The organism is Mycobacterium sp. NGS68, assembly GCF_059812195.1.
The window spans coordinates 1-19,361 of sequence record NZ_JCALCE010000031.1 but is presented as its reverse complement, the minus strand read 5'-3'; the positions used below and the strand labels follow the sequence as shown (position 1 = coordinate 19,361).

Here is a 19,361-nt window from a genome sequence, read left to right as displayed (position 1 = left end):
ACGTTGCGGCGCTCAGCCGACCGGGATCGAGAAGGAAGCGGTCAGGCCGCCCTCCGCGCGGGTGGCGAACTGCACCGTGCCCCCGAGCGCTTCCACGATTTGCGCGACGATCCACAGCCCCAGGCCGGCCGTTCCGCGGCGGTCCGAGAGGCTGACGAACTTGTCGGTCAAGGCGCTGAGACTCTCCTGCGGCACACCGGGTCCGCGGTCGAGCACCGAAACCCGCAGCCGGCCCTCACCGCATTCGCACGTGACGTCGATGGGACGTTCGCGGCCATGCCGGGCGGCGTTTTCCAGCAGGTTGGTCAACACCCGGCGCAGGCCTTGGGCGTCCACCTGGATCGGCGGGATGTCGCCGATCGCGCGGACCTGCAGCCGTGGCGGCCGCACCCCGGCGGCGTCCCCGGCCTCGGCCACCAGATCGAGCACGTCGACGCGTCGCACCCGGCCCGACGAGAACGCGGGCTGCCTGCTCAGATTTACGTCCGACAGCGCGTCGAGCATGTCGGACAGATGCCGGGCGTGGCGGCCGGCGAGGCGTATCGCCGCATCCCGATCCGACGGTGACATCGGCGAGGCGTCGGTCAGCGCACCGGCCAGCGCGTCCAACGAGGCGACCGGCGTACGGAACTCGTGCAACACCACCTGCAGACCTTCCCGCTGCGCCTCATAGGAGCGCAGCAACCGGGCCCGCAGGTCTCGCTCCTCCTCCGCCGCGGCGTGTTCGGCCTCGGCCTCCACCAGCGCCTTCACTCGCGATCGGTGCTCGCGCTCGGCCAGGACCGACAGCCCTCCGCTGAGCACCGCCACGAATACCACGTAGAGCGCCCACCACGTCCCCTGAACGGCGCCCGGCAGCGTCGGCGGCGCCGTCGGCCCGGGCAGCAGGACCACGACCAGGTACGCCATCCCCAAGATCACCGAAAGCATCAGGCACTCAAGGAATCTCAGCCGCGCAGCCGAGGCGATCACCACCAGCACCAGGACCACGGCCACCGGGCTGGCGGCGCCTCCGGTCAGCCAGATCAGCGCCAGCGTCAGCACGCTGTCCAGTGTCGAGACCAGCCAGGCGTAGCGGGTACGACGGACCTCGGCGCGGGGATGGGCCATCAGGACGGCCGCATAACACAGCGCCACGGCCAGAGCGACGGCCAGCACGACGACGTAGCGGCGCATCCATTCCGGACCGATCGCGACCAGCACGCCGATCGACACCACGACGGCCACCCGCACGGCCACCACGACGCGGGCCAACCCGTAGCCGTCGCCCCCGGGGACCAGCAGCGTGCCCAGGCGTCGCAGAGTGGTCACCGCCTGACCCTAGCCAGCGCGGGCGGGGGGACTACGATCCGGCGCGTGGACCACAAGCCCCTGGTGGTGGTGATTGTCGACGACCACGAATTGTTCGCCGAGGGCCTGCAGTTGCTGTTGACCCGGGACTGGGGCGGCCAGTTCGTCATCGGGGGCCGCACCACCTTCGTCGAGGAGGCTTCCGACCTCGTCGGGTCCTGCCACGCCGACATCGCCATCGTCGACCTGTCCATGCCCCCGCTGGGCGGCGTGGCGGCCATCCGCCACATCAAGGCCCGCCACCCGCGGACCAGGATCCTGGCCCTGTCGGGCACCGGGGATCCGCAGCTGGCCGAGGACGCACTGCGCGCCGGCGCCGACGGCTTCCTGTCCAAGACGCTGCGGCCCGAAGCTCTGGTCGGCCCCTTGCAGACCATCGCGTCCGGTCTGCGGGTGCTCGATCCGATGCTGCTCGATTCGTTGCTGTCGCACGCCCATAAACCCTCGGTGCTGGAATCGCTGACGCCGGCCGACATCAAGCTGTGGACGCTGGTGTCGACCGGCATGGAGATGGCGGAAATCGCCACCCGCATGGTGGTGTCGGAGCGGACCGCCAAGCGGATGGTGGCCTCGCTGCTGCAGAAGCTCGGCGTCGGCACCCGGATCGCCGCCGCCGCGCTGGCCGGCCGGTGCGGCATCCTCGACGACCCGGCGACCGGGTAGGCACGACGAACTACCCGCAGCGATCGACGTGCAGGGCCTGGGCCGGACACATGGCCGCGGCGCGCACGACGGCGTCGTACTCGCTTTCGGGCGGGTCGGGGTCCAGCACCACCACCTGGTCCGCGCCGTCGGGCAGGTCGAAGACGTCGGGCGCCGCGAGCAGGCACTGGCCGTGGCCTTCACACAGGTTGTAGTCGACGGTGATGCGCATGGCTCCTCCAAGCTCGGGTGCTGTCCCCGAGTATCGGCGCCGCAACCCCCTGCCGGCCCGGGCCGCACGCGCCAAGAAGTGGCCTGTGCGTGCCAGTTATGTGCGGCTGGGTGTACTGACCACAGACGTTGGTGACGGCGGGGACGCCGGCGCGGCAGCCGCGGAGTTGACGGCGCCGACCAGGCCTGACCAGCGCCGCCCGGCACCGGTTGCCGTGGAGCACAAGCAGTTTGATCGAATACGGGCGCCGATTTTGCCCATCTCAACCCGCAGTCGGCGCTACGATCTGTTCCTAACATCGGGGGCCGATGGGAGGACAGTCATGTCGTTTGTAATCGCAGCTCCGGACATGATGGGCACGGCGGCAACGGATCTCGCCGGCGTCCACTCGGCGATTCGGGCCGCCAACGCGGCCGCGGCAGGTCAGACGACGACGGTGTTGGCCGCCGGCGCCGACGAGGTGTCGGCCGCGATTGCGGCGCTGTTCGGCCAACACGGCCGGTCATATCAGGCGATCAGCGCGCAGGCGACGACGCTCCACCAACAAATTGTGGAGCTGCTGAACAAGTCCGCGGGCTCCTATGCCAGCACCGAGGCCGCCAATGTGCAGCAGAACCTGCTTAACGCGATCAACGCACCCACGCAGGCGATCCTGGGCCGCAACCTGATTGGCGACGGCGCCAACGGGACAGCGGCCCATCCGAACGGATACGACGGTGGCCTGCTGTGGGGCAACGGCGGCGACGGCTACTCCCAGTCGGCCGGCCTCGCAGGCGGTAACGGCGGATCCGCGGGTCTGGTCGGCAACGGCGGGAATGGCGGCAACGGCGGTGCCGGAGGCGCCAGTGGACCCGGCGGGAAGGGCGGCGAAGGCGGAGCCGGCGGGCTGCTGCGCGGCAACGGCGGCAACGGGGGCAGCGGCGGAGCGGGCACGGCCGTCGGCAGCGACGGCGGAGCCGGTGGGCGGGGCGGCGGCGCCGGCTTCTGGGGCAACGGCGGAGCCGGCGGAACCGGGTCGGCCGGCGCGGACGGCAACGCCATCAACTCCGGCGGGAACGGCGGGGCCGGCGGGGCCGGCGGCGACGGCGGCCGGATGTTCGGCAGCGGCGGGGTCGGCGGCAGCGCAGGTAACGCCGGCGCCGGCTTGAACACGAATACGTCGTCGGTCGGCGGGGCCGGCGGCGCCGGCGGACACGCCGGGTTGTTCGGCACCGGCGGCGCCGGCGGGGTCGGCGGCATCGGCGGAGCGAACAACGACATCGGGCCGTCCGGTGGCGACGGCGGCGCGGGCGGTGCCGGTGGCGGCGGCGGGTACGTGGCCGGAGCCGGCGGGGCGGGCGGAGCCGGCGGGGCGGGCGGAGAGAACATCGACGTCTCCGCCGCGGGGGCCGGCGGGAAGGGCGGCGCCGGCGGCAATGCCGGGCTGTTCGGCACCGGCGGTCAGGGCGGCGTCGGCGGGAACGGCGGCAATGCCGCAGGCAGGGGTCTTGGGGCGGTCGGGGGCGCCGGCGGGGACGGCGGCTCCGGCGGCTTCGGCGGATCGCTGAGTGGAAACGCCGGCGCCGGCGGCAACGGCGGGAACGGCGGCAGCAACATCGCGTCAGCCGGCGGCAGCCAACACGACGGCAACGCCGGTGGCGGCGGAGGCAAGGGCGGCGCCGGCGGCATCGGCGGGGACGCCGGATCGTTCGGCAACGGCGGCGCCGGCGGCAACGCCGGTAGCGGCGGCAACGGCGGCGGTGGCCAAACCGGCAGCGACGGCACCGCAAGCGACGCCGGCGGCACCGGCGGAACCGGCGGCGCGGGCGGCGCCGGCGGAACCGGCGGCAACGGCGGCCACAGCGGCGGCCTCACGGGTCACGGCGGACGAGCCGGTAACGGCGGATCCGGTGGGATGGGCGGCGCCGGCGCGCAGGGCGGCAGCGACAACGGCGCCGGCGGCGGCGCCGGCGGCGACGGCGGTGTCGGGGGCGCGGGCGGCGCCGGCGGGTTCGGGGCCAACGGCGCGATGCTCTCCGGCAGCGGCGGCGCCGGCGGCAGCGGCGGGACCGGCGGCAACGGCGGCGCCTTCGGCAGCGGTGTCGCGGCCGCCCCGGACGGCAACACCGGCCGGGGTGGTGGCGGCGGCGTCGGCGGCTACGGCGGCGACGCCCAGACCGTCGGCAACGGCGGCAACGGGGGCAACGGCGGCAACGGCGGTGACGGCAGTCCTCCCGGCGCCGGCGGCCAGGCCAACGTCGGCGGCACCGGCGGATCGCTGTTCGGGACCGGCGGGACCCCAGGGACCGACGGCGGCAGCTAGCGCACGGTTAGCTCTCCACGTACTCCACGGCGCCGTCGTCCAGCACCACGCGTGCGTCGGCGCCGTCGGCACCCTCAACCACGGTGCGGTACACCGCCTTACCCGGCTCGGTGCGCCAGATCAGGGTGGTCAGCGTCTCGCCGGGGAACACCGGCGAGGTGAACCGCGCGTCGATCGCGGTGACCTTGGTGGCGTCGCCCTTGCCGAGTTCGGCGACCAGCGCGCGGCCGGCGACGCCGTAGGTGCACAGCCCGTGCAGGATCGGCTTGGGGAACCCGGCCATCTCCTTGGCGAACCACGGATCGCTGTGCAGCGGGTTGCGGTCGCCGGACAGCCGGTAGATCAGCGTCTGGTCCTCGCGGGTGGGCAGCGCGATGCGCGCGTCGGGCTCGCGGTCCGGGTACTCCGGCGCGGCCGGCCGCTCGCCGGGCACGCCGCCGAAGCCGCCCTCCTTGCGGATGACCAGGGTGGTCAGTGTCTCCGCGATCAGCTCGCCCGAATCGGGGTCGCTGCCCTTGCCGCGCAGCACGATGATCGCGTTCTTGCCCTCGCCCTTGTCCTGGATGTCGGCGACCTCGGTGACCACGGACAGCTTGCCTGCGGGCGGCAGCGGCGCGTGCACCCGAATGCTCTGGGATCCGTGCAACAGCAGGGCCCAGTTGAACGTCCCCACCTTGGCGGCAGCCCCGAACGCCGGGCAGCAGATCACCGCGTAGGTCGGCAGCACCTGCTGCTTTATGCCGTGGCTGTTCTCGGTGGTGAACTGCAGGTCGTCCAGGCCCGCGCCGACACCCAGGGCGTAGAGGATCGTGTCCCGGTCGGTCCAGTCGAACAGGATCGGCTCGGTCACCGCGCCGACGGCATTCGGGTCAATCGCCATACCAGTCTCCTCCAGATTCCAAATTCGAGCCTTTTCTGCACCCAACCATCGCAAACCCTTCACACCGACCCCATCGGCAGGGCAGGCTATCGCCATGCGAAACCGCACCCTGCTCTGGAAACTGGCGGCCGTGCTCGCCGCAACGCTAGTCGTCGGCGCCTGTGGCGGAGAACCGCAGGCCCGCAGCATCACGCTGACCTTCGTCCGAAATGCGCAGTCCCAGGCCGAAGCCGACGGCATCATCGAGACCGGGATTCCCGGTCCGGGCCTCAGCGCCGACGGCAAGGGGCAGGCGCAGCAGCTGGTGCACCAGATCGTCCACAAGGACGTCGACGGCATCTATACGTCCGAGATGGCCGAGGCGCAGCAGACCGCGGCACCCCTGGCCAGCGAACTCGGCAAGCAGGCCACGGTGCTGCCCGGGGTGGAGTCGCTCAACGCCGGCTGGTTCAACGGCAAGCCCGAATCGATGGCCAGCGCGACGTACATGTTGGCGCCCAACGACTGGGTCCTGCACGGCGACGTCGGAAACACCATCCCCGGGTCGATCAATGGGAAGAAGTTCAACGAGGACTTCACCAAGGCCATCAAGCGGATCTACGACAGCGGAAACAGCAAGCCGCTGGTGGTCTCTCAGGGCACCGCGATCATGGTCTGGACGCTGATGAACGTGAAGAACCCCAAGCTCGCTCTGCTGGAAAAGCACCCGCTGCCCAACCTCGGCCGCGTGGTGATCACCGGCAATCCCACCAACGGCTGGACGCTGGTGGACTGGGACGGCGTGCGCGAGTTCAACAGCTGATCGGTCGCTGACTCCGCGTCCAGCGCGCATTAGTGCGAGTGCACTCCGCAGCCGACGCAGACTCAACGCGCCGTACACCCCACCGCGCCGTTCGCCCCACAATGACTCTGCGCCCAGCGCGCAAAACTGCGAGTACACACCACAGCCAACGCAGACTCAACGCCGCACACCCGACCACGCCGTTCGCCCCACGCTGACTCTGCGCCCAGCGCGCAAAACTGCGAGTACACACCACAGCCAACGCAGACTCAACGCCGGTTGGATCACACAAGGTTGACGCGGCTGCGACCAGCGGCCACGATGACTGAATGCGGTATGTCGTTACCGGCGGTACCGGGTTTATTGGCCGCCGTGTCGTATCCCGATTGTTGGAGCGTCCGGACGCCGACGGGCCGGTAGAGGTGTGGGTGCTGGTCCGGCGCCAGTCGCTGGGCCGCTTCGAACGCCTCGCCGCGGACTGGGGTGAACGGGCCAAGCCGCTGGTCGGCGAGCTGCCCGAGCTGGACCTGACCGAAGCGACCATCGCGGAGCTGGGCCGCGTGGATCACGTCGTCCACTGCGCGGCGATCTACGACATCACCGCCGACGAGGCCGAGCAGCGGGCGGCCAACGTCGAGGGCACCCGCGCCGTGCTCGGGCTGGCACGCCGCCTGGACGCGGAGTTTCACCACGTGTCGTCGATCGCGGTGGCCGGTGACTTCCGCGGCGAGTACACCGAGGACGACTTCGACGTCGGCCAGCAGCTCCCGAGCCCGTATCACCGGACCAAGTTCGAGGCCGAGGCGCTGGTGCGCGCCGCGACCGGCCTGCGCTACCGCATCTACCGCCCCGCGGTGGTGGTCGGCGATTCGCGCACCGGCGAGATGGACAAGATCGACGGGCCGTACTACTTCTTCGGCGTGCTGGCGAAGCTGGCCGCGCTGCCGTCGCTGACGCCGATGTTGCTGCCGGACACCGGGCGCACCAACATCGTCCCGGTCGACTACGTGGTCGACGCGCTGGTCGCGCTGATGCACATGCCCGGTCGGGACGGGCAGACGTTCCACCTGACCGCCCCGAAGACCACCGGGCTGCGCGGCATCTACCGCGGGGTCGCCAGGGCCGCCGGGCTGCCGCCGGTGCGCGGGGCGCTGCCCCGCTCGGTGGGCACCTCGGTGCTGCGGGTGAGCGGCCGCGCCAAGGTGCTGCGCAACATGGCGGCCACCCAGCTGGGCATCCCCGGCGAGATCTTCGACGTCGTCGACCTGGCCCCGACTTTCATGTCCGACCAGACGCGGACGGCGTTGGCCGGCACCGGAATTGACGTGCCCGAGTTCTCCAGCTACGCACCCGCGCTGTGGCGGTACTGGGCCGAACACCTCGACCCCGACCGGGCCCGACGCGGCGATCCCGCCGAACCGCTGCGGGGCCGGCACGTCATCATCACCGGCGCGTCGAGCGGCATCGGCCGGGCCTCGGCGATCGCCGTCGCCGAGCGGGGCGCGACGGTGTTCGCGCTGGCCCGCAACGCCGACGCGCTGGACACGCTGGTCGCCGACATCCGCGCGAACGGCGGCCAGGCGCACGCCTTCACCTGCGACGTCACCGATTCCACGTCGGTGGAGCACACCGTCAAGGACATCCTGGGCCGCTTCGACCACGTCGACTACCTGGTGAACAACGCCGGCCGGTCCATCCGGCGCTCGGTGGTCAACTCCACCGACCGGCTGCACGACTACGAACGGGTGATGGCGGTCAACTACTTCGGCGCGGTACGCATGGTGCTGGCGCTGCTGCCGCACTGGCGGGAGCGGCGGTTCGGTCACGTCGTCAACGTTTCCAGCGCCGGGGTGCAGGCCCGCAACCCGAAGTACAGCTCGTACCTGCCGTCCAAGGCGGCGCTGGACGCATTCTCCGACGTGGTCTCCACCGAGACGCTGTCCGACCACATCACGTTCACCAACATCCACATGCCGCTGGTGGCCACGCCGATGATCACGCCGTCAAAGCGGCTCAACCCGGTGCCGGCCATCAGCCCCGAGCGCGCGGCCGCGATGGTGGTACGGGGCCTCGTCGAAAAGCCGGGCCGCATCGACACCCCCATGGGCACGCTCGCCGAAGCCGGCAACTACTTCGCGCCGCGGATCGCGCGGCGCTTCCTGCACCAGCTGTACCTGGGCTACCCGGATTCGGCCGCGGCCCGCGGTGTCACGGAAACACCTGCGGCAGAACCGCTTCCGCGTCGGCCCCGGCGCCCCGCCCGGGCGGTACCCAAGGTGCCCGACGTGCCCAAGCCGGTCAAGCGGCTGGTGCGCCGCGTCCCCGGCCTGCACTGGTAGGCGTTGCGCCTGGGAAATGCGTGCATATCCCCCACAGACCCGACGGATCGGCCGTCACTTTTCGCAGGTGAACTGGTTCACGTCGATGTAGCCGACGCGGAACATGTCGGCGCAGCCGGTCAGGTACTTCATGTAGCGCTCGTACACCTCCTCGGATTGCAGCGCGATGGCCTGATCGCGGTGTGCTTCCAGCGCCGCCGACCAGATGTCCAGCGTCTTGGCGTAGTGCGGCTGCAGCGACTGCACGCGGCTGACGGTGAAGCCGTTCGCGGCGGCGCGCTCGGTAACCATCGGTATCGACGGTAGCCGCCCGCCCGGAAAGATCTCGGTGAGAATGAATTTGAGGAATCGGGCGAACGTGAAGGACAGCGGCATGCCGCGTTCCTTCATTTCCAGCGGGTGCAGCCCGGTGATGGTGTGCAGCAACATGATTCCGTCGTCGGGCAGCAGGCGGTGTGCCAGCGTGAAGAACGCGTCGTAGCGCTCGTGGCCGAAGTGCTCGAAGGCGCCGATGGACACGATCCGGTCCACCGGCTCGTCGAACTGCTCCCAGCCCTGCAGCAGAATCCGCTGGGACCGCGGGCTTTCGGATTTCGCGATCAGCCGCTCGACGTGAGCGGCCTGGTTTTTGCTCAGCGTCAGGCCGACCACGTTGACGTCGTAGGTTTCCACCGCCCGCAGCATGGTGGCGCCCCAGCCGCAGCCGACATCGAGCAGCGTCATCCCCGGCTGTAGCCCGAGTTTGCCCAGCGCCAGGTCGATCTTGGCGATCTGCGCCTCTTCCAGCGTCATGTCGTCACGTTCGAAGTAGGCGCAGCTGTAGGTCTGGGTGGGGTCGAGGAACAGCCGGAAGAAGTCGTCGGACAGGTCGTAATGCGCCTGGATGTCTTCGAAATGCGGCTTGAGGTCGTCTGGCATCAGGCCAGCGTAGACCGGGCGTATCGTGGCGCCGATGAGCGCCGTGTTCGCCGACGTCGACACCGGCATCGACGACGCGATGGCGCTGATCTACCTGCTGGCCAGTCCCGACGCAACTCTGGTCGGCATCGCGTCGACCGGCGGCAACATCGGGGTGGACCAGGTGTGCGCGAACAACCTCGGCCTGCTCGAATTGTGCCGCGCCGGTGACCTACCGGTGTCCAAAGGCGCCGACGAGCCTTTGCGCGGCAACTGGCCACAGCGCGGGAACTTCCACGGCCCCAACGGTTTAGGCTATGCCGGGTTGCCGACCACCGACCGCCGGCTGACCGGGTACGACGCCGTCGCCGCCTGGGTCGATGCCGCGCACGCGCACGCCGGGGAGCTGGTCGGCCTGGTCACCGGCCCGCTGACCAACCTGGCGCTGGCGGTGCGGGCCGAACCCGCGCTGCCGTCGCTGTTGCGCCGCCTGGTGATCATGGGCGGCGACTTCGGGGCTCGCGCCGGCCAGGGTGAGTGGAACATCCGGGTCGATCCCGAGGCAGCCGCCGAGGTATTCGCGGCGTGGGCGGGCCGGCAAGAGCTTCCGATCGTGTGCGGCCTGGACGTGACCCGGCGCGTCGCGATGACGCCCGAGATCCTGGCCCGGCTGGCGGGGCCGTCGGGACCGTCCAGGGTGAGCCGGTTCATCGAGGACGCGATGCGGTTCTACTTCGAGTCGCACGAGGCCCGCGGATACGGTTATCTGGCGTACATGCACGATCCGCTGGCCGCCGCGGTCGCGCTGGACCCCACGCTGATGGCGACCCGGCCCGCGACGGTGGACGTCGAGCTGACCGATCCGCGCGGCGCGACGGTCCCCGGCTGGACGGCGAGCCGAGAAGCCAACGCGCAGGTCGGCATTGGCGTCGACCCCGCGGCGTTCTGCGACCGGTACGTCGAGCGCGTCGGGGCGTTCGTTCGGGAGCTTGCCTAAGCGGTATCCCGCTACTCGTAGACACCTTCCAGGTACCACCTCCTTTGCCGGTAGCACAGCAACAGCGCGCGCTCACTTTCCAGCAGCACCTGGGCCCGGGCCGTGCGGCCGCGCGCATGATCGGGATCCCACCACCGTTCGTCGACCGGCCACGGTTCGGACCACCAGCGCAGCTTGTCGCCCCGGCCGAGGACGCCGCCGCCGGTCAGTCGCTCGGGGTCGGCGGAGAACATTCCCCGGCTGGTCACCCGCACCGGATTGCCCTGGGCATCAAGCAATTCGACCGGATCATCCAGCAGCACCGTCGGCGACGGCCCGGGCAGTTGGCCGGGCCACGGCTGGCTCGGGTCGGCCTGCGGCACCGGCTCGTCACCCAGCGGGGTCAACGTGATGCGCTCGGCCGGTCCGCGACCACCGGACAGCACCGGCACCTGCACCGCCTCCGGGCCGAGCAGGCCCTGCACCCGCACCAGCGCCCGTCGGGCCCGGAGCCGGTCCTCCTCCCCCAGTCCGCCCCACAGCGGCAACTGCAGCGCCTCGGCGGACACCACCTCTATCGCCTGCAGGCGCAGCAACGTCACCGGCGACGTGGGCCGGCGGATCTGGGCGCTTCGGTTGCTCAGCCACCCGTCGAGTTGCCAACGCACCCGGTCCGCGGTGGCATCCTCGGTCAGCGGCTCGGCGCACCGCCAAACCCGTTCCAGCTCTTCGCCGTTGGCGGTGACGGCGTGGATGGCCAGCCGGGTGCAGCCCACCCCGGCGGCCATCAGCAACTGATGCAAAGTGCCGGCCAGCGCGCGCCCGGCGAAGGCCGCGGCGTCCACCCGGTCGATCGGCGGATCGCAGTCCAGCACGGCCTCGAGTTCTCCGGGCGGCTCGCGACCGGAGGGCCCGCGCTCGGATTGGCCGCGGGCGAACCGGTGCGCGGCCACCCCGTCGGCGCCGAACCGGGAAGCGACGTCGGTGCGGGACAACGCGGCAAACTGGCCGATGGTGCGAACCCCCAACCGCCACAACAGGTCCGCCAGTTCCTCGCGTCCCGGGCCGGACAGGCTCGGCTCGGTGGCCAGCTGCCGGATCGACAACACCGACAGAAACCGGGCATCGTCCCCCGGTTCCACGACCCGGCCCGCACGCGCGGCGAAGACCGCGGTGGACAGCTGGTCGGCGATCCCGACCTGGCATTCGGCGCCGGCCGCGGCAACCGAGTCGATCAGCCGCTCGGCCGCCTGCTGCTCGGACCCGAAATAGCGGGCCGCCCCGCGCACCGGCATCACCAGGAGCCCGGGCCGCAGCACCTCGGCGCGGGGCACCAGGTCGTCCACCGCGGCGATCACGCCCTCGAAAAGGCGGGCGTCGCGGTCGGCGTCGGCGGTCACGACGTGCAGTTGCGGGCAGCGGGCCGCCGCCTCCCGTCGGCGCAGACCCCGCCGCACCCCCGCCGCACGGGCGGCGGACGAGCAGGCGATCACCCGGTTGGCCAGTGTCACCGCTACCGGGGCCGTCGCGGGCAGGCCCGCGGCCGCCGCCGCCGCGACCGCGGGCCAGTCCATGCACCAGATCGCCAGCACCCGCGGGCCGGTAGGGGATGCCACCGTGCTCACCCCGTCCGAACCCGGCCGATCACCCGTCCCCCCGCGCACCCGCTGATCTGCAGCCGCACCGCACTGATCCGCCCGAACCCAGGTGCGGGCGCCCCCCGCTGCTCCGGCGTGATCTCGTAGCCGCACACCCGGGCCGCCAGCCGCGCCGGAGCTCCCTGCCAATCGCCGTCGGTGACCAGCAAAGTGCACCCGCTATGCCGGGCTCGGGCAACCACCGTCCGCGTCCGCGACCATGGCACCCGTCGTCCACCCAGACCGAGCACCACCAGATCCATGCCGTCGATGAGCACCGCGGCCACCTCCACCGGATCCGTACCGGGATCCGGTATCACCGCGACCCGGCTCAGATCCGCCCCCATCTCCACCGCGGCCAGCAGCCCGACGTCCGGCTGGCCGACGATCGCCGCGTTGCCTCCGGCCGCCGTCACCGATGCCACCATGCTCAGCGCCAGCGACCGGGCTCCCGACAGCACCGCCACCGTCCCGCGGGGCACCAGCTCCTGCCCCGTCGGCTCCGGCGGCAGGATGCCCGGGCGATGGTGGTCGCCGGACATCGCCGCCATCTTCTGGCGCAGCAATCTCAGCTGCTCAGCGCGGGTTTCCTGGCGCAGATCGGAGGCAAAAGCCGCGGTCATGACAAGCCTCCCATCACGAGATCGTTCGAATATACGTTCGATTGAACACCTGCCCTCCGACAACCGTCAAGACGCGCGGGACACCACCCTGCCGACCGCGCGAACCGCTTCCGATACTGGTGTGGCTGGTGATTTGGGATGGCACTCGAGTGGCGTCGCCGACCGGCACCGAAGGTCCATCCCGCGGAGCTATTCGCAACCGATCCCGGCCAGGAATCGCACCAAGGACCGCCGCCCTTCGGGTTCGGGGCAGCCGCCGCCCTCACCCTCGACGGCACGAAGGCGACCGGATCGGATTCCGTCGACTAAGTCGACTAAGGTGGCCGGTCGACCGGGTTACAGCAAACCACGACCAACCAGGAATTCACCGTTGGCCTAGCCGCCGCGGGGCGCGGAACATACCTCGTTCAGTGAAGCGAGAACACCGACCGCATCGCGTCGATGTCACCCTGGTCACCGACGAAGCCGAGTCGTCGCAGCGCGGCCTTGCGCTTGGCCTCGACGGATCCGAGGCGGGCCGTGAAAAGGTCCGCCGCACTCGCGGTCAACGTCACCGCAGGCTCGCCGCGGCCGGCCGCAAGGCGGCCGTCGACCACCGCGAATTCGAAACGGCGACCGTCGATCTCGACCCGGTAAGTCGCTTTCAGGCCGGCTGCCCGCACCGGGTCGAAGGCCAGCAGGACCCCGGCCAGGAACCCGCCCAGCGGCGTCACCGGACCATCGTCGACAGGATCGAGTCGGTCCAGGCCGAACCAGGCGATGCTCTGCAGAATGGGCAGCACCCGCTGCCAGCCGACATCGCTGAGCGTATAGACGGTCCGCCCGATCGGGGCGGGCAGATCGGTGCGCTCCACCAGCCCGTCGTCTTGTAGCTCCTTGAGTCGCACCGCGAGCAAATTGGTTGCGATGCCTGGCAATTCGGCTCGCAGATCACCGTACCGACGGGGCCCGCCGACCAGCTCACGCAGGATCAGCAACGTCCATCGCTCACCCAGGATGTCCAGGCCGCGCGCGATCGGGCAGTTCTGGTTGTAGTTCCGGGGCGACATACGGCCAGCCTAGCAGGCTAGACATCTTTTTCCATTTATAACTTGAAAAAGTTGTCTATAAAATTTACTGTCTTGTCTATGCGTACCGCCCCAGTGTTCCGCGATCACCCGATCCCCGCGCTCGCCGTCATCTGCCTCGGCGCCTTCGTCATCAGCGTCGACGCCACCATCGTCAACGTCGCGCTGCCCACGCTGTCGCGCGAACTCGGCGCCGACACTTCGCAGCTGCAATGGATCGTCGACGCTTACACGCTGGTCATGTCCGGCCTGCTGCTTTCCGCCGGCAGCCTGGGCGACCGCTACGGCAGACGGGGCTGGCTCAATTCCGGGCTTGCCGTCTTCGCGATCACGTCCGGGATTGCCGCACAAGCCGATTCGGCGGATGCGCTCATCGCCGCCCGGGCCGCCATGGGCATCGGCGCGGCAGTGATCTTCCCGACCACCCTGGGCCTGATCACCAACATCTTCACCGACCCCGAGGCGCGCGCCAAGGCGATCGGCGTGTGGGCGGCGATGGTCGGAGTGGGGGTGGCGGTGGGACCGATCAGCGGTGGCTGGCTGCTCGAACACTTCTGGTGGGGCGCCATCTTCCTGGTGAACATCCCGATCGCGCTGGCGGCGATCATCGGCGGCGTCCTCTACGTCCCGACCTCCCGCGACCCCGCGGCGCCGCGCCTGGATCCGCCCGGCCTGATCCTGTCCGCGGCCGGTGTCACCACGCTCGTCTTCACCGTCATCGAGGCGCCCGCCTGGGGGTGGACCAGCGTTCGGACCGCGACCGGATTCATCACAGCCGCAGTGGTTCTCATCGGGTTCGCGCTGTGGGAGCGCCGCACTGACCATCCGATGCTGGACGTCTCGGTCTTCACCAACCGCCGCTTCTCCGGCGGCAGCCTCGCGGTGACCGCGGGCTTCTTGACGCTGTTCGGGTTCATCTTCGTCATCACCCAGTACTTCCAGTTCATCAAGGACTACACGGCATTTCAGGCGGGCGTGCGGTTGCTGCCCGTCGCGGCGTCGATTGCGGCGGCCAGCATCTTGGGGCCCCGCCTGGCGGAACGGATCGGCAGTAAGGCCGTCGTCGCCGGCGGGCTGGCCGTGTTCGCGGCCGGCCTGGCGTGGGCCTCCACCGTCGAGGCGTCGACGCACTACACCGAGATCGCGCTGCAAATGCTGCTGCTCGGAGGCGGTCTGGGCCTGACGACGGCCCCGGCAACCGAAGCGATCATGGGGTCGCTATCGGCCGACAAGGCCGGGATCGGCTCCGCCGTCAACGACACCACCCGTGAACTCGGCGGCACCCTGGGTGTGGCCATCGTGGGCAGCATCTTTGCCTCCGTATACGCCGGCCGCCTCGACCACGCGCCGGCGCTGACCGGCCTGCCCGGCGAGGTCAGCTCCGCGATGCGCCATTCGATGGCACTTGCCCGTGCGGTGACCGGACGGCTTCCGGCGCCACAGGCCGGCCATGTCCGCGCCACCGTCGACCACGCCTTCCTGGATGGCCTGCAGGCCGGCTCGCTGGTCTGCGCCGGTATCGCACTGGGCGCCGCCCTGGTCGTCGCCTGGCTGCTACCCGCCTGGGAACGGGCTCAGCAACCGGAAAGGGAAGCAGTATGAACACCATCGTGACGGGTCAGTACTCGACGGGGCTGACGCGGAGCAACATCGAGCGGGCTCTGGTCGAAGCCGGCAAGGACCTCGGCCACTTGACGCCCCGCGACCTCGAGACGCTGGAGGACTTCCACACCATGGGCCGGTTGGCCACCGCCCAACTCGTCGAGTTGCTCGGGATCGGCGGCCACGACGAGGTGCTGGACGCGGGCAGCGGGATCGGCGGCACCGCCCGCTTCGTCGCCGACCGCTACGGCTGCCGGGTGAGCGCCGTCGATCTGACCGACGAATACTGCGCAACCAACCGCTGGCTCAACGGGCTCGTCGGGTTGGACGACCGGATATCGGTGCGGCACGCCGACGTCACCGAACTGCCCTTCGCCGACGCGACCTTCGACGTCACCATCAGCCAGCACGTGCAAATGAACGTGCCCGACAAAGCACGGCTGTACCGCGAAGCCCGCCGCGTGCTGGTCCCCGGGGGCCGACTTGCCCTGTGGGACATCACCATCGGCACCATCGGCGCCGTCGGACAGGACGGCACTCTCGACTATCCAATGCCGTGGGCCGACAAGCCGGCGGGCAGCCATCTGGTCACGCCCGCGCAATTGCGGGCGGTCGTCGAATCCTGCGGCTTCGCGATCGAGCACTGGAACGATCTCACCGATCAGGCGGCTGCCCTGATGGGCGCCCTGCTGACCCAGCCGCCCACTCCCCTGGGGCTGCACGCCTTCGTCAACGACTTCGGTCGCAAAGTCGACAACCTCACCAAGGCGCTGAGCACCGGGACCCTGCGCGTCGTCCAAGGCATCGCACGGGCGCGCTGAGCCGGTAGGTTTGGCTCGATGAGTAATCAAGCCAACAACCGTGTGGACGCCGCCCAGCTGAGCGGTGTCTCGGAGACGGCATTGATGACCCTGTACGGGCGGGCTCACCAGGCCGCCCACCCCGACCCGATCATCGACGATCCGATGGCGATCAGACTCGTCGACTCCATCGACTTCGACTTCGAGAAATTCGGCCGCAAGGGCCAGGAATTCGCGCTGCGTTCACTGGCCGTCGACGGGTGCGCGAAAAGCTACCTGACTCAACATCCCGAGGCGACGGTCGTCGCGCTCGCCGAAGGCTTCCAGACCAGTTTCTGGCGGCTGGACGACGCTCTGCCCGACGCCAAATTCCGTTGGGTCTCTTTAGATCTCGCGCCCGTGATCGAGCTCCGACGGCGGCTGCTGCCACCTTCCCCGCGAATCACCACGCTGGCGCAGTCGGCCCTGGACTTCACCTGGATGGACAAGATCGACAGCAGCAACGGGGTATTCATCACCGCCGAGGGTCTGCTGATGTACCTGCAACCAGACCAGGCGATGGGCCTGATCGCCGCATGCGCGCAGCGATTTCCCGGCGGACAGATGTTCTTCGACCTGCCGCCGACCGTCGTCAAGACGTTCGCCCGCAAGGGTCTGCGCTCCTCGAAGAACTACCGGGTGCCGCCGATGCCGTTCAGCCTCTCGACGCGCCAACTGGCAGACCTGGTGCACACCATGCCCGGCGTCGAAGCGGTGCGCGACGTGCCGATGCCCAAGGGGCGGGGCAGGTTCTTCGGAAAGATCTATCCGGCCTTCTGGCAGTTCGGGCCGACGAGGCGCTTCCGCGGCGCGTACACGCTGCTGGAATTCGGCTGACTATCCCACTCTATTCCCACTCGATGGTGCCGGGCGGTTTGCTGGTGACGTCCAGCACCACGCGGTTCACCTCGCGGACCTCGTTGGTGATGCGGGTCGAGATGCGTTCCAGCACCTCGTAGGGAACCCGCGTCCAGTCCGCGGTCATGGCGTCCTCGCTGGACACCGGCCGCAGGACGATCGGATGCCCGTAGGTACGCCCGTCGCCCTGCACCCCGACCGAGCGGACCTCGGCCAGCAACACCACCGGGCACTGCCAGATCTGGTTGTCCAGGCCCGCCGCGGTCAGCTCCTCACGGGCGATCGAGTCGGCGCGCCGCAGCGTGTCCAGCCGCTCCGCGGTGACCTCGCCGACGATCCGGATGCCCAGTCCCGGCCCCGGAAAGGGCTGGCGCGCAACGATTTCCTCCGGTAGACCCAACTCCCGTCCGACCGCGCGCACCTCGTCCTTGAACAGCAGCCGCAGCGGCTCGACGAGCTTGAACTTCAGGTCGTCGGGCAGGCCGCCGACGTTGTGGTGGCTCTTGATGTTCGCGGTGCCACTGCCGCCGCCGGACTCCACCACGTCGGGATACAGCGTGCCCTGCACCAGGAAGTCCACCGGTTGGTCGCCCAGCACATCGCGCACCGCGCCCTCGAACGCGCGGATGAACTGCCGGCCGATGATCTTGCGCTTGCCCTCCGGATCGGTCACGCACGACAGCGCCTCAAGGAACGTCGCCGCCGCGTCGACGGTGACCAGGTTCGCGCCGGTGGCGGCGACGAAATCGCGTTCCACCTGCGCACGTTCGCCCGCGCGCAACAGCCCGTGATCGACGAAGACACAGGTCAACCGGTCCCCGATGGCGCGCTGCACCAACGCGGCGGCCACCGCGGAGTCCACGCCGCCGGACAGCCCGCAGATCGCATGGCCGTCACCGATCTGTTCGCGCACCTGGTCGACGAGCGCGTTGGCGATGTTGGCCGGCGTCCAGTCCGCGCCGATTCCGGCGAAGTCGTGCAGAAACCTGCTGAGTACCTGCTGCCCGTGCGGGGTGTGCATCACCTCTGGGTGGTACTGCACCCCGGCCAGGCGGCGTTCCCGCGCCTCGAAGGCGGCCACCGCGGCGCCCGGGCTGCTGGCCACCACCTCGAACCCGTCGGGCGCCGCCGTCACCGCGTCGCCATGGCTCATCCAGACCGGCTGCACCCCGGGCAGATCCGAATGTAGTTCGCCACCAAGCACTTTCAGTTCGGTTCGGCCGAATTCGCTGGTGCCGGTGTGGGCCACGGTGCCGCCGAGCGCCTGCGCCATGGCCTGAAACCCGTAGCAGATGCCGAACACCGGCACGTCGAGGTCGAACAGCGCCGGGTCCAGCCGCGGGGCGCCGTCGACATACACGCTGGACGGCCCGCCGGACAGCACGACGGCCAACGGGTCGCGGGCTTTGATCTCCTCCACCGTGGTGGTGTGCGGGATCACCTCCGAGAACACGCGCGCTTCCCGAACGCGGCGGGCGATCAGCTGCGCGTACTGCGCACCGAAGTCAATCACCAACACCGGTCGCGGCGCGGCCGCATTAGCACCAGTCACGCCGCCAGCTTAGAGGGACGGTCAGTACCGCTCGTAGTCGTAGAGCAGTTCGTTGCCGCCGCCGACGATGTCGAGATCCGCGCCCAGCAGCGACGGAGCGAGGAAGGCCCGTTCGGCACCCACCTGCAATCCCGTACCGAAGTTGAGCGCCGCCGCCTGCGCGACCTCGTGTGCCGCGGTCTGCAGGCCGGCCAACGTGGGCACGGAGGCCGCCGCGCTACTGGTCAGGGCCGCGCGCGCCGCGGCGAGGTGCGTTCTGGTGAGTGCCTGCGTGGTGGCCAGCTGGTAGTCGGACAGTCGCTGCATGCTGGTCAGCTGGGCCTGGTTGTACGCCGACACCGTCGGCCCGACGCCGTCGCCGCCCTGCTGGATCAGCGGGTTCACCGCCGCCGCCCGGGCATACTCCTCGATGGGTATGCGGCTCAGCGCTCCGCCGCCGCCGTAGATGTCGCCCGCCTGACCGAGCGAGAGCGGGGCAAGCGCGGCAGAACGGGCGGCGACCCGCAGCCCGGTCCCGGCGTTGATCTCGGCGGCCTCGGCGACGTACCGCGCCGCCTGCTGCACGCGGGCCATGGGAGCTGCGGCGGCCGCCGCGCGCTCCGTGGGAATCAGCAATTCCCGGGCCGCGGCGAGTTTGGTCCTGCTCAGAGCCTGCGTGCGAGAGAGGTCGGACGCGTTGGCGCTTTTCACGGCGGCCACATTGGCCTTGGTGTTCGCCTGTATCGCCGTGAGACTGCTTTCGGCCGCGGCAGGCAGGGACTTGAGCGCCTGCGCCCACGGGGCC

17 protein-coding genes are annotated in these 19,361 nt (G+C 70.2%); 8 read left to right on the top strand and 9 right to left on the bottom strand.

What is annotated here, in order from left to right; genetic code table 11:
• Window positions 1-12 precede the first annotated feature (12 nt).
• Window positions 13-1,311, bottom strand: coding sequence for a sensor histidine kinase (locus tag AC5Y5V_RS25140; RefSeq protein ID WP_499940667.1), 1,299 nt, complete (start codon window positions 1,309-1,311; stop codon window positions 13-15).
• Between the two features lie 45 nt (window positions 1,312-1,356).
• Here AC5Y5V_RS25140 and AC5Y5V_RS25135 point away from each other — a divergent pair, with 45 nt between their 5' ends.
• The gene (locus tag AC5Y5V_RS25135; RefSeq protein WP_499940666.1) at window positions 1,357-2,013 is read left to right on the top strand and encodes a response regulator; all 657 of its coding nucleotides are present in this window, start codon (window positions 1,357-1,359) and stop codon (window positions 2,011-2,013) included.
• 10 nt (window positions 2,014-2,023) lie between these two features.
• Here AC5Y5V_RS25135 and AC5Y5V_RS25130 read toward each other — a convergent pair whose 3' ends face one another.
• Complete coding sequence (locus AC5Y5V_RS25130; RefSeq protein ID WP_499940665.1) at window positions 2,024-2,224, bottom strand: ferredoxin; 201 nt, start codon at window positions 2,222-2,224, stop codon at window positions 2,024-2,026.
• A gap of 322 nt (window positions 2,225-2,546) precedes the next feature.
• On the opposite strand from AC5Y5V_RS25130, the gene AC5Y5V_RS25125 reads away from it, so the two are divergent.
• Window positions 2,547-4,526 (top strand): PE family protein, encoded by a 1,980-nt coding sequence (locus AC5Y5V_RS25125; RefSeq protein ID WP_499940664.1) that lies wholly within the window; start codon window positions 2,547-2,549, stop codon window positions 4,524-4,526.
• Between the two features lie 7 nt (window positions 4,527-4,533).
• Here the strand turns inward: AC5Y5V_RS25125 and AC5Y5V_RS25120 are convergent, their stop codons facing one another.
• Window positions 4,534-5,406 (bottom strand): MaoC/PaaZ C-terminal domain-containing protein, encoded by an 873-nt coding sequence (locus tag AC5Y5V_RS25120; RefSeq protein WP_499940663.1) that lies wholly within the window; start codon window positions 5,404-5,406, stop codon window positions 4,534-4,536.
• A 94-nt stretch (window positions 5,407-5,500) separates the two neighbouring features.
• Between AC5Y5V_RS25120 and AC5Y5V_RS25115 the strand changes: the two genes are divergently transcribed.
• On the top strand, window positions 5,501-6,208 hold the full coding sequence (locus tag AC5Y5V_RS25115; protein WP_499940662.1) for a histidine phosphatase family protein: 708 nt from the start codon (window positions 5,501-5,503) through the stop codon (window positions 6,206-6,208).
• A 308-nt stretch (window positions 6,209-6,516) separates the two neighbouring features.
• Window positions 6,517-8,526 carry an SDR family oxidoreductase gene (locus AC5Y5V_RS25110; RefSeq protein WP_499940661.1) on the top strand — a complete coding sequence of 670 codons (2,010 nt, stop codon included), beginning with the start codon at window positions 6,517-6,519 and terminating at the stop codon, window positions 8,524-8,526.
• 54 nt (window positions 8,527-8,580) lie between these two features.
• On the opposite strand, the gene cmaA1 is transcribed toward AC5Y5V_RS25110, so the two are convergent.
• A complete protein-coding gene (gene cmaA1 / locus AC5Y5V_RS25105) occupies window positions 8,581-9,444 on the bottom strand; it encodes a cyclopropane mycolic acid synthase CmaA1 (protein ID WP_499940660.1) in 864 nt (287 codons plus the stop codon).
• A 34-nt stretch (window positions 9,445-9,478) separates the two neighbouring features.
• Here cmaA1 and AC5Y5V_RS25100 point away from each other — a divergent pair, with 34 nt between their 5' ends.
• Complete coding sequence (locus AC5Y5V_RS25100; RefSeq protein WP_499940659.1) at window positions 9,479-10,420, top strand: nucleoside hydrolase; 942 nt, start codon at window positions 9,479-9,481, stop codon at window positions 10,418-10,420.
• Between the two features lie 11 nt (window positions 10,421-10,431).
• Here the strand turns inward: AC5Y5V_RS25100 and AC5Y5V_RS25095 are convergent, their stop codons facing one another.
• From AC5Y5V_RS25095 to AC5Y5V_RS25085, 3 genes are all read right to left on the bottom strand, one after another.
• Complete coding sequence (locus AC5Y5V_RS25095; RefSeq protein ID WP_499940710.1) at window positions 10,432-11,973, bottom strand: DNA polymerase Y family protein; 1,542 nt, start codon at window positions 11,971-11,973, stop codon at window positions 10,432-10,434.
• 47 nt (window positions 11,974-12,020) lie between these two features.
• Window positions 12,021-12,659: a DnaE2-dependent mutagenesis accessory factor ImuA' gene (gene imuA' / locus AC5Y5V_RS25090; RefSeq protein ID WP_499940658.1), complete on the bottom strand. Its 639-nt coding sequence runs from the start codon at window positions 12,657-12,659 to the stop codon at window positions 12,021-12,023.
• A 407-nt stretch (window positions 12,660-13,066) separates the two neighbouring features.
• Window positions 13,067-13,708, bottom strand: coding sequence for a winged helix-turn-helix transcriptional regulator (locus tag AC5Y5V_RS25085; RefSeq protein ID WP_499940657.1), 642 nt, complete (start codon window positions 13,706-13,708; stop codon window positions 13,067-13,069).
• A gap of 78 nt (window positions 13,709-13,786) precedes the next feature.
• Between AC5Y5V_RS25085 and AC5Y5V_RS25080 the strand changes: the two genes are divergently transcribed.
• The 3 genes from AC5Y5V_RS25080 to AC5Y5V_RS25070 are packed head-to-tail and all read left to right on the top strand — an operon-like array spanning window position 13,787 to window position 17,004.
• Entirely contained in the window at window positions 13,787-15,328 is a 1,542-nt protein-coding gene (locus AC5Y5V_RS25080) for an MFS transporter (RefSeq protein ID WP_499940656.1), read from the top strand.
• Window positions 15,325-16,149, top strand: coding sequence for a methyltransferase domain-containing protein (locus AC5Y5V_RS25075; protein WP_499940655.1), 825 nt, complete (start codon window positions 15,325-15,327; stop codon window positions 16,147-16,149). The genes AC5Y5V_RS25080 and AC5Y5V_RS25075 overlap by 4 nt, the downstream gene beginning before the upstream one ends.
• 18 nt (window positions 16,150-16,167) lie before the next feature.
• Window positions 16,168-17,004, top strand: a complete 837-nt coding sequence (locus AC5Y5V_RS25070) for a class I SAM-dependent methyltransferase (RefSeq protein WP_499940654.1) — start codon at window positions 16,168-16,170, stop codon at window positions 17,002-17,004.
• A 10-nt stretch (window positions 17,005-17,014) separates the two neighbouring features.
• Here AC5Y5V_RS25070 and guaA read toward each other — a convergent pair whose 3' ends face one another.
• Both guaA and AC5Y5V_RS25060 read right to left on the bottom strand, forming a co-directional pair.
• On the bottom strand, window positions 17,015-18,577 hold the full coding sequence (guaA, locus tag AC5Y5V_RS25065) for a glutamine-hydrolyzing GMP synthase (protein WP_499940653.1): 1,563 nt from the start codon (window positions 18,575-18,577) through the stop codon (window positions 17,015-17,017).
• Window positions 18,578-18,598: 21 nt separating this feature from the next.
• Window positions 18,599-19,361 (bottom strand): hypothetical protein (locus tag AC5Y5V_RS25060; RefSeq protein WP_499940652.1); only part of this gene is annotated, 763 nt, incomplete at its 5' end.

What these genes read in the sequence shown, in the direction of transcription:
- AC5Y5V_RS25120 (WP_499940663.1), bottom strand. Translation starts at nt 5,406, where the DNA reads ATGGCGATTGACCCGAATGCCGTCGGCGCGGTGACCGAGCCGATCCTG.
- AC5Y5V_RS25080 (WP_499940656.1), top strand. Translation starts at nt 13,787, where the DNA reads ATGCGTACCGCCCCAGTGTTCCGCGATCACCCGATCCCCGCGCTCGCC.
- AC5Y5V_RS25115 (WP_499940662.1), top strand. Translation starts at nt 5,501, where the DNA reads ATGCGAAACCGCACCCTGCTCTGGAAACTGGCGGCCGTGCTCGCCGCA.
- AC5Y5V_RS25130 (WP_499940665.1), bottom strand. Translation starts at nt 2,224, where the DNA reads ATGCGCATCACCGTCGACTACAACCTGTGTGAAGGCCACGGCCAGTGC.
- AC5Y5V_RS25095 (WP_499940710.1), bottom strand. Translation starts at nt 11,973, where the DNA reads ATGGACTGGCCCGCGGTCGCGGCGGCGGCGGCCGCGGGCCTGCCCGCG.
- cmaA1 (WP_499940660.1), bottom strand. Translation starts at nt 9,444, where the DNA reads ATGCCAGACGACCTCAAGCCGCATTTCGAAGACATCCAGGCGCATTAC.
- AC5Y5V_RS25110 (WP_499940661.1), top strand. Translation starts at nt 6,517, where the DNA reads ATGCGGTATGTCGTTACCGGCGGTACCGGGTTTATTGGCCGCCGTGTC.
- AC5Y5V_RS25100 (WP_499940659.1), top strand. Translation starts at nt 9,479, where the DNA reads ATGAGCGCCGTGTTCGCCGACGTCGACACCGGCATCGACGACGCGATG.
- imuA' (WP_499940658.1), bottom strand. Translation starts at nt 12,659, where the DNA reads ATGACCGCGGCTTTTGCCTCCGATCTGCGCCAGGAAACCCGCGCTGAG.
- AC5Y5V_RS25070 (WP_499940654.1), top strand. Translation starts at nt 16,168, where the DNA reads ATGAGTAATCAAGCCAACAACCGTGTGGACGCCGCCCAGCTGAGCGGT.
- AC5Y5V_RS25085 (WP_499940657.1), bottom strand. Translation starts at nt 13,708, where the DNA reads ATGTCGCCCCGGAACTACAACCAGAACTGCCCGATCGCGCGCGGCCTG.
- AC5Y5V_RS25075 (WP_499940655.1), top strand. Translation starts at nt 15,325, where the DNA reads ATGAACACCATCGTGACGGGTCAGTACTCGACGGGGCTGACGCGGAGC.
- AC5Y5V_RS25125 (WP_499940664.1), top strand. Translation starts at nt 2,547, where the DNA reads ATGTCGTTTGTAATCGCAGCTCCGGACATGATGGGCACGGCGGCAACG.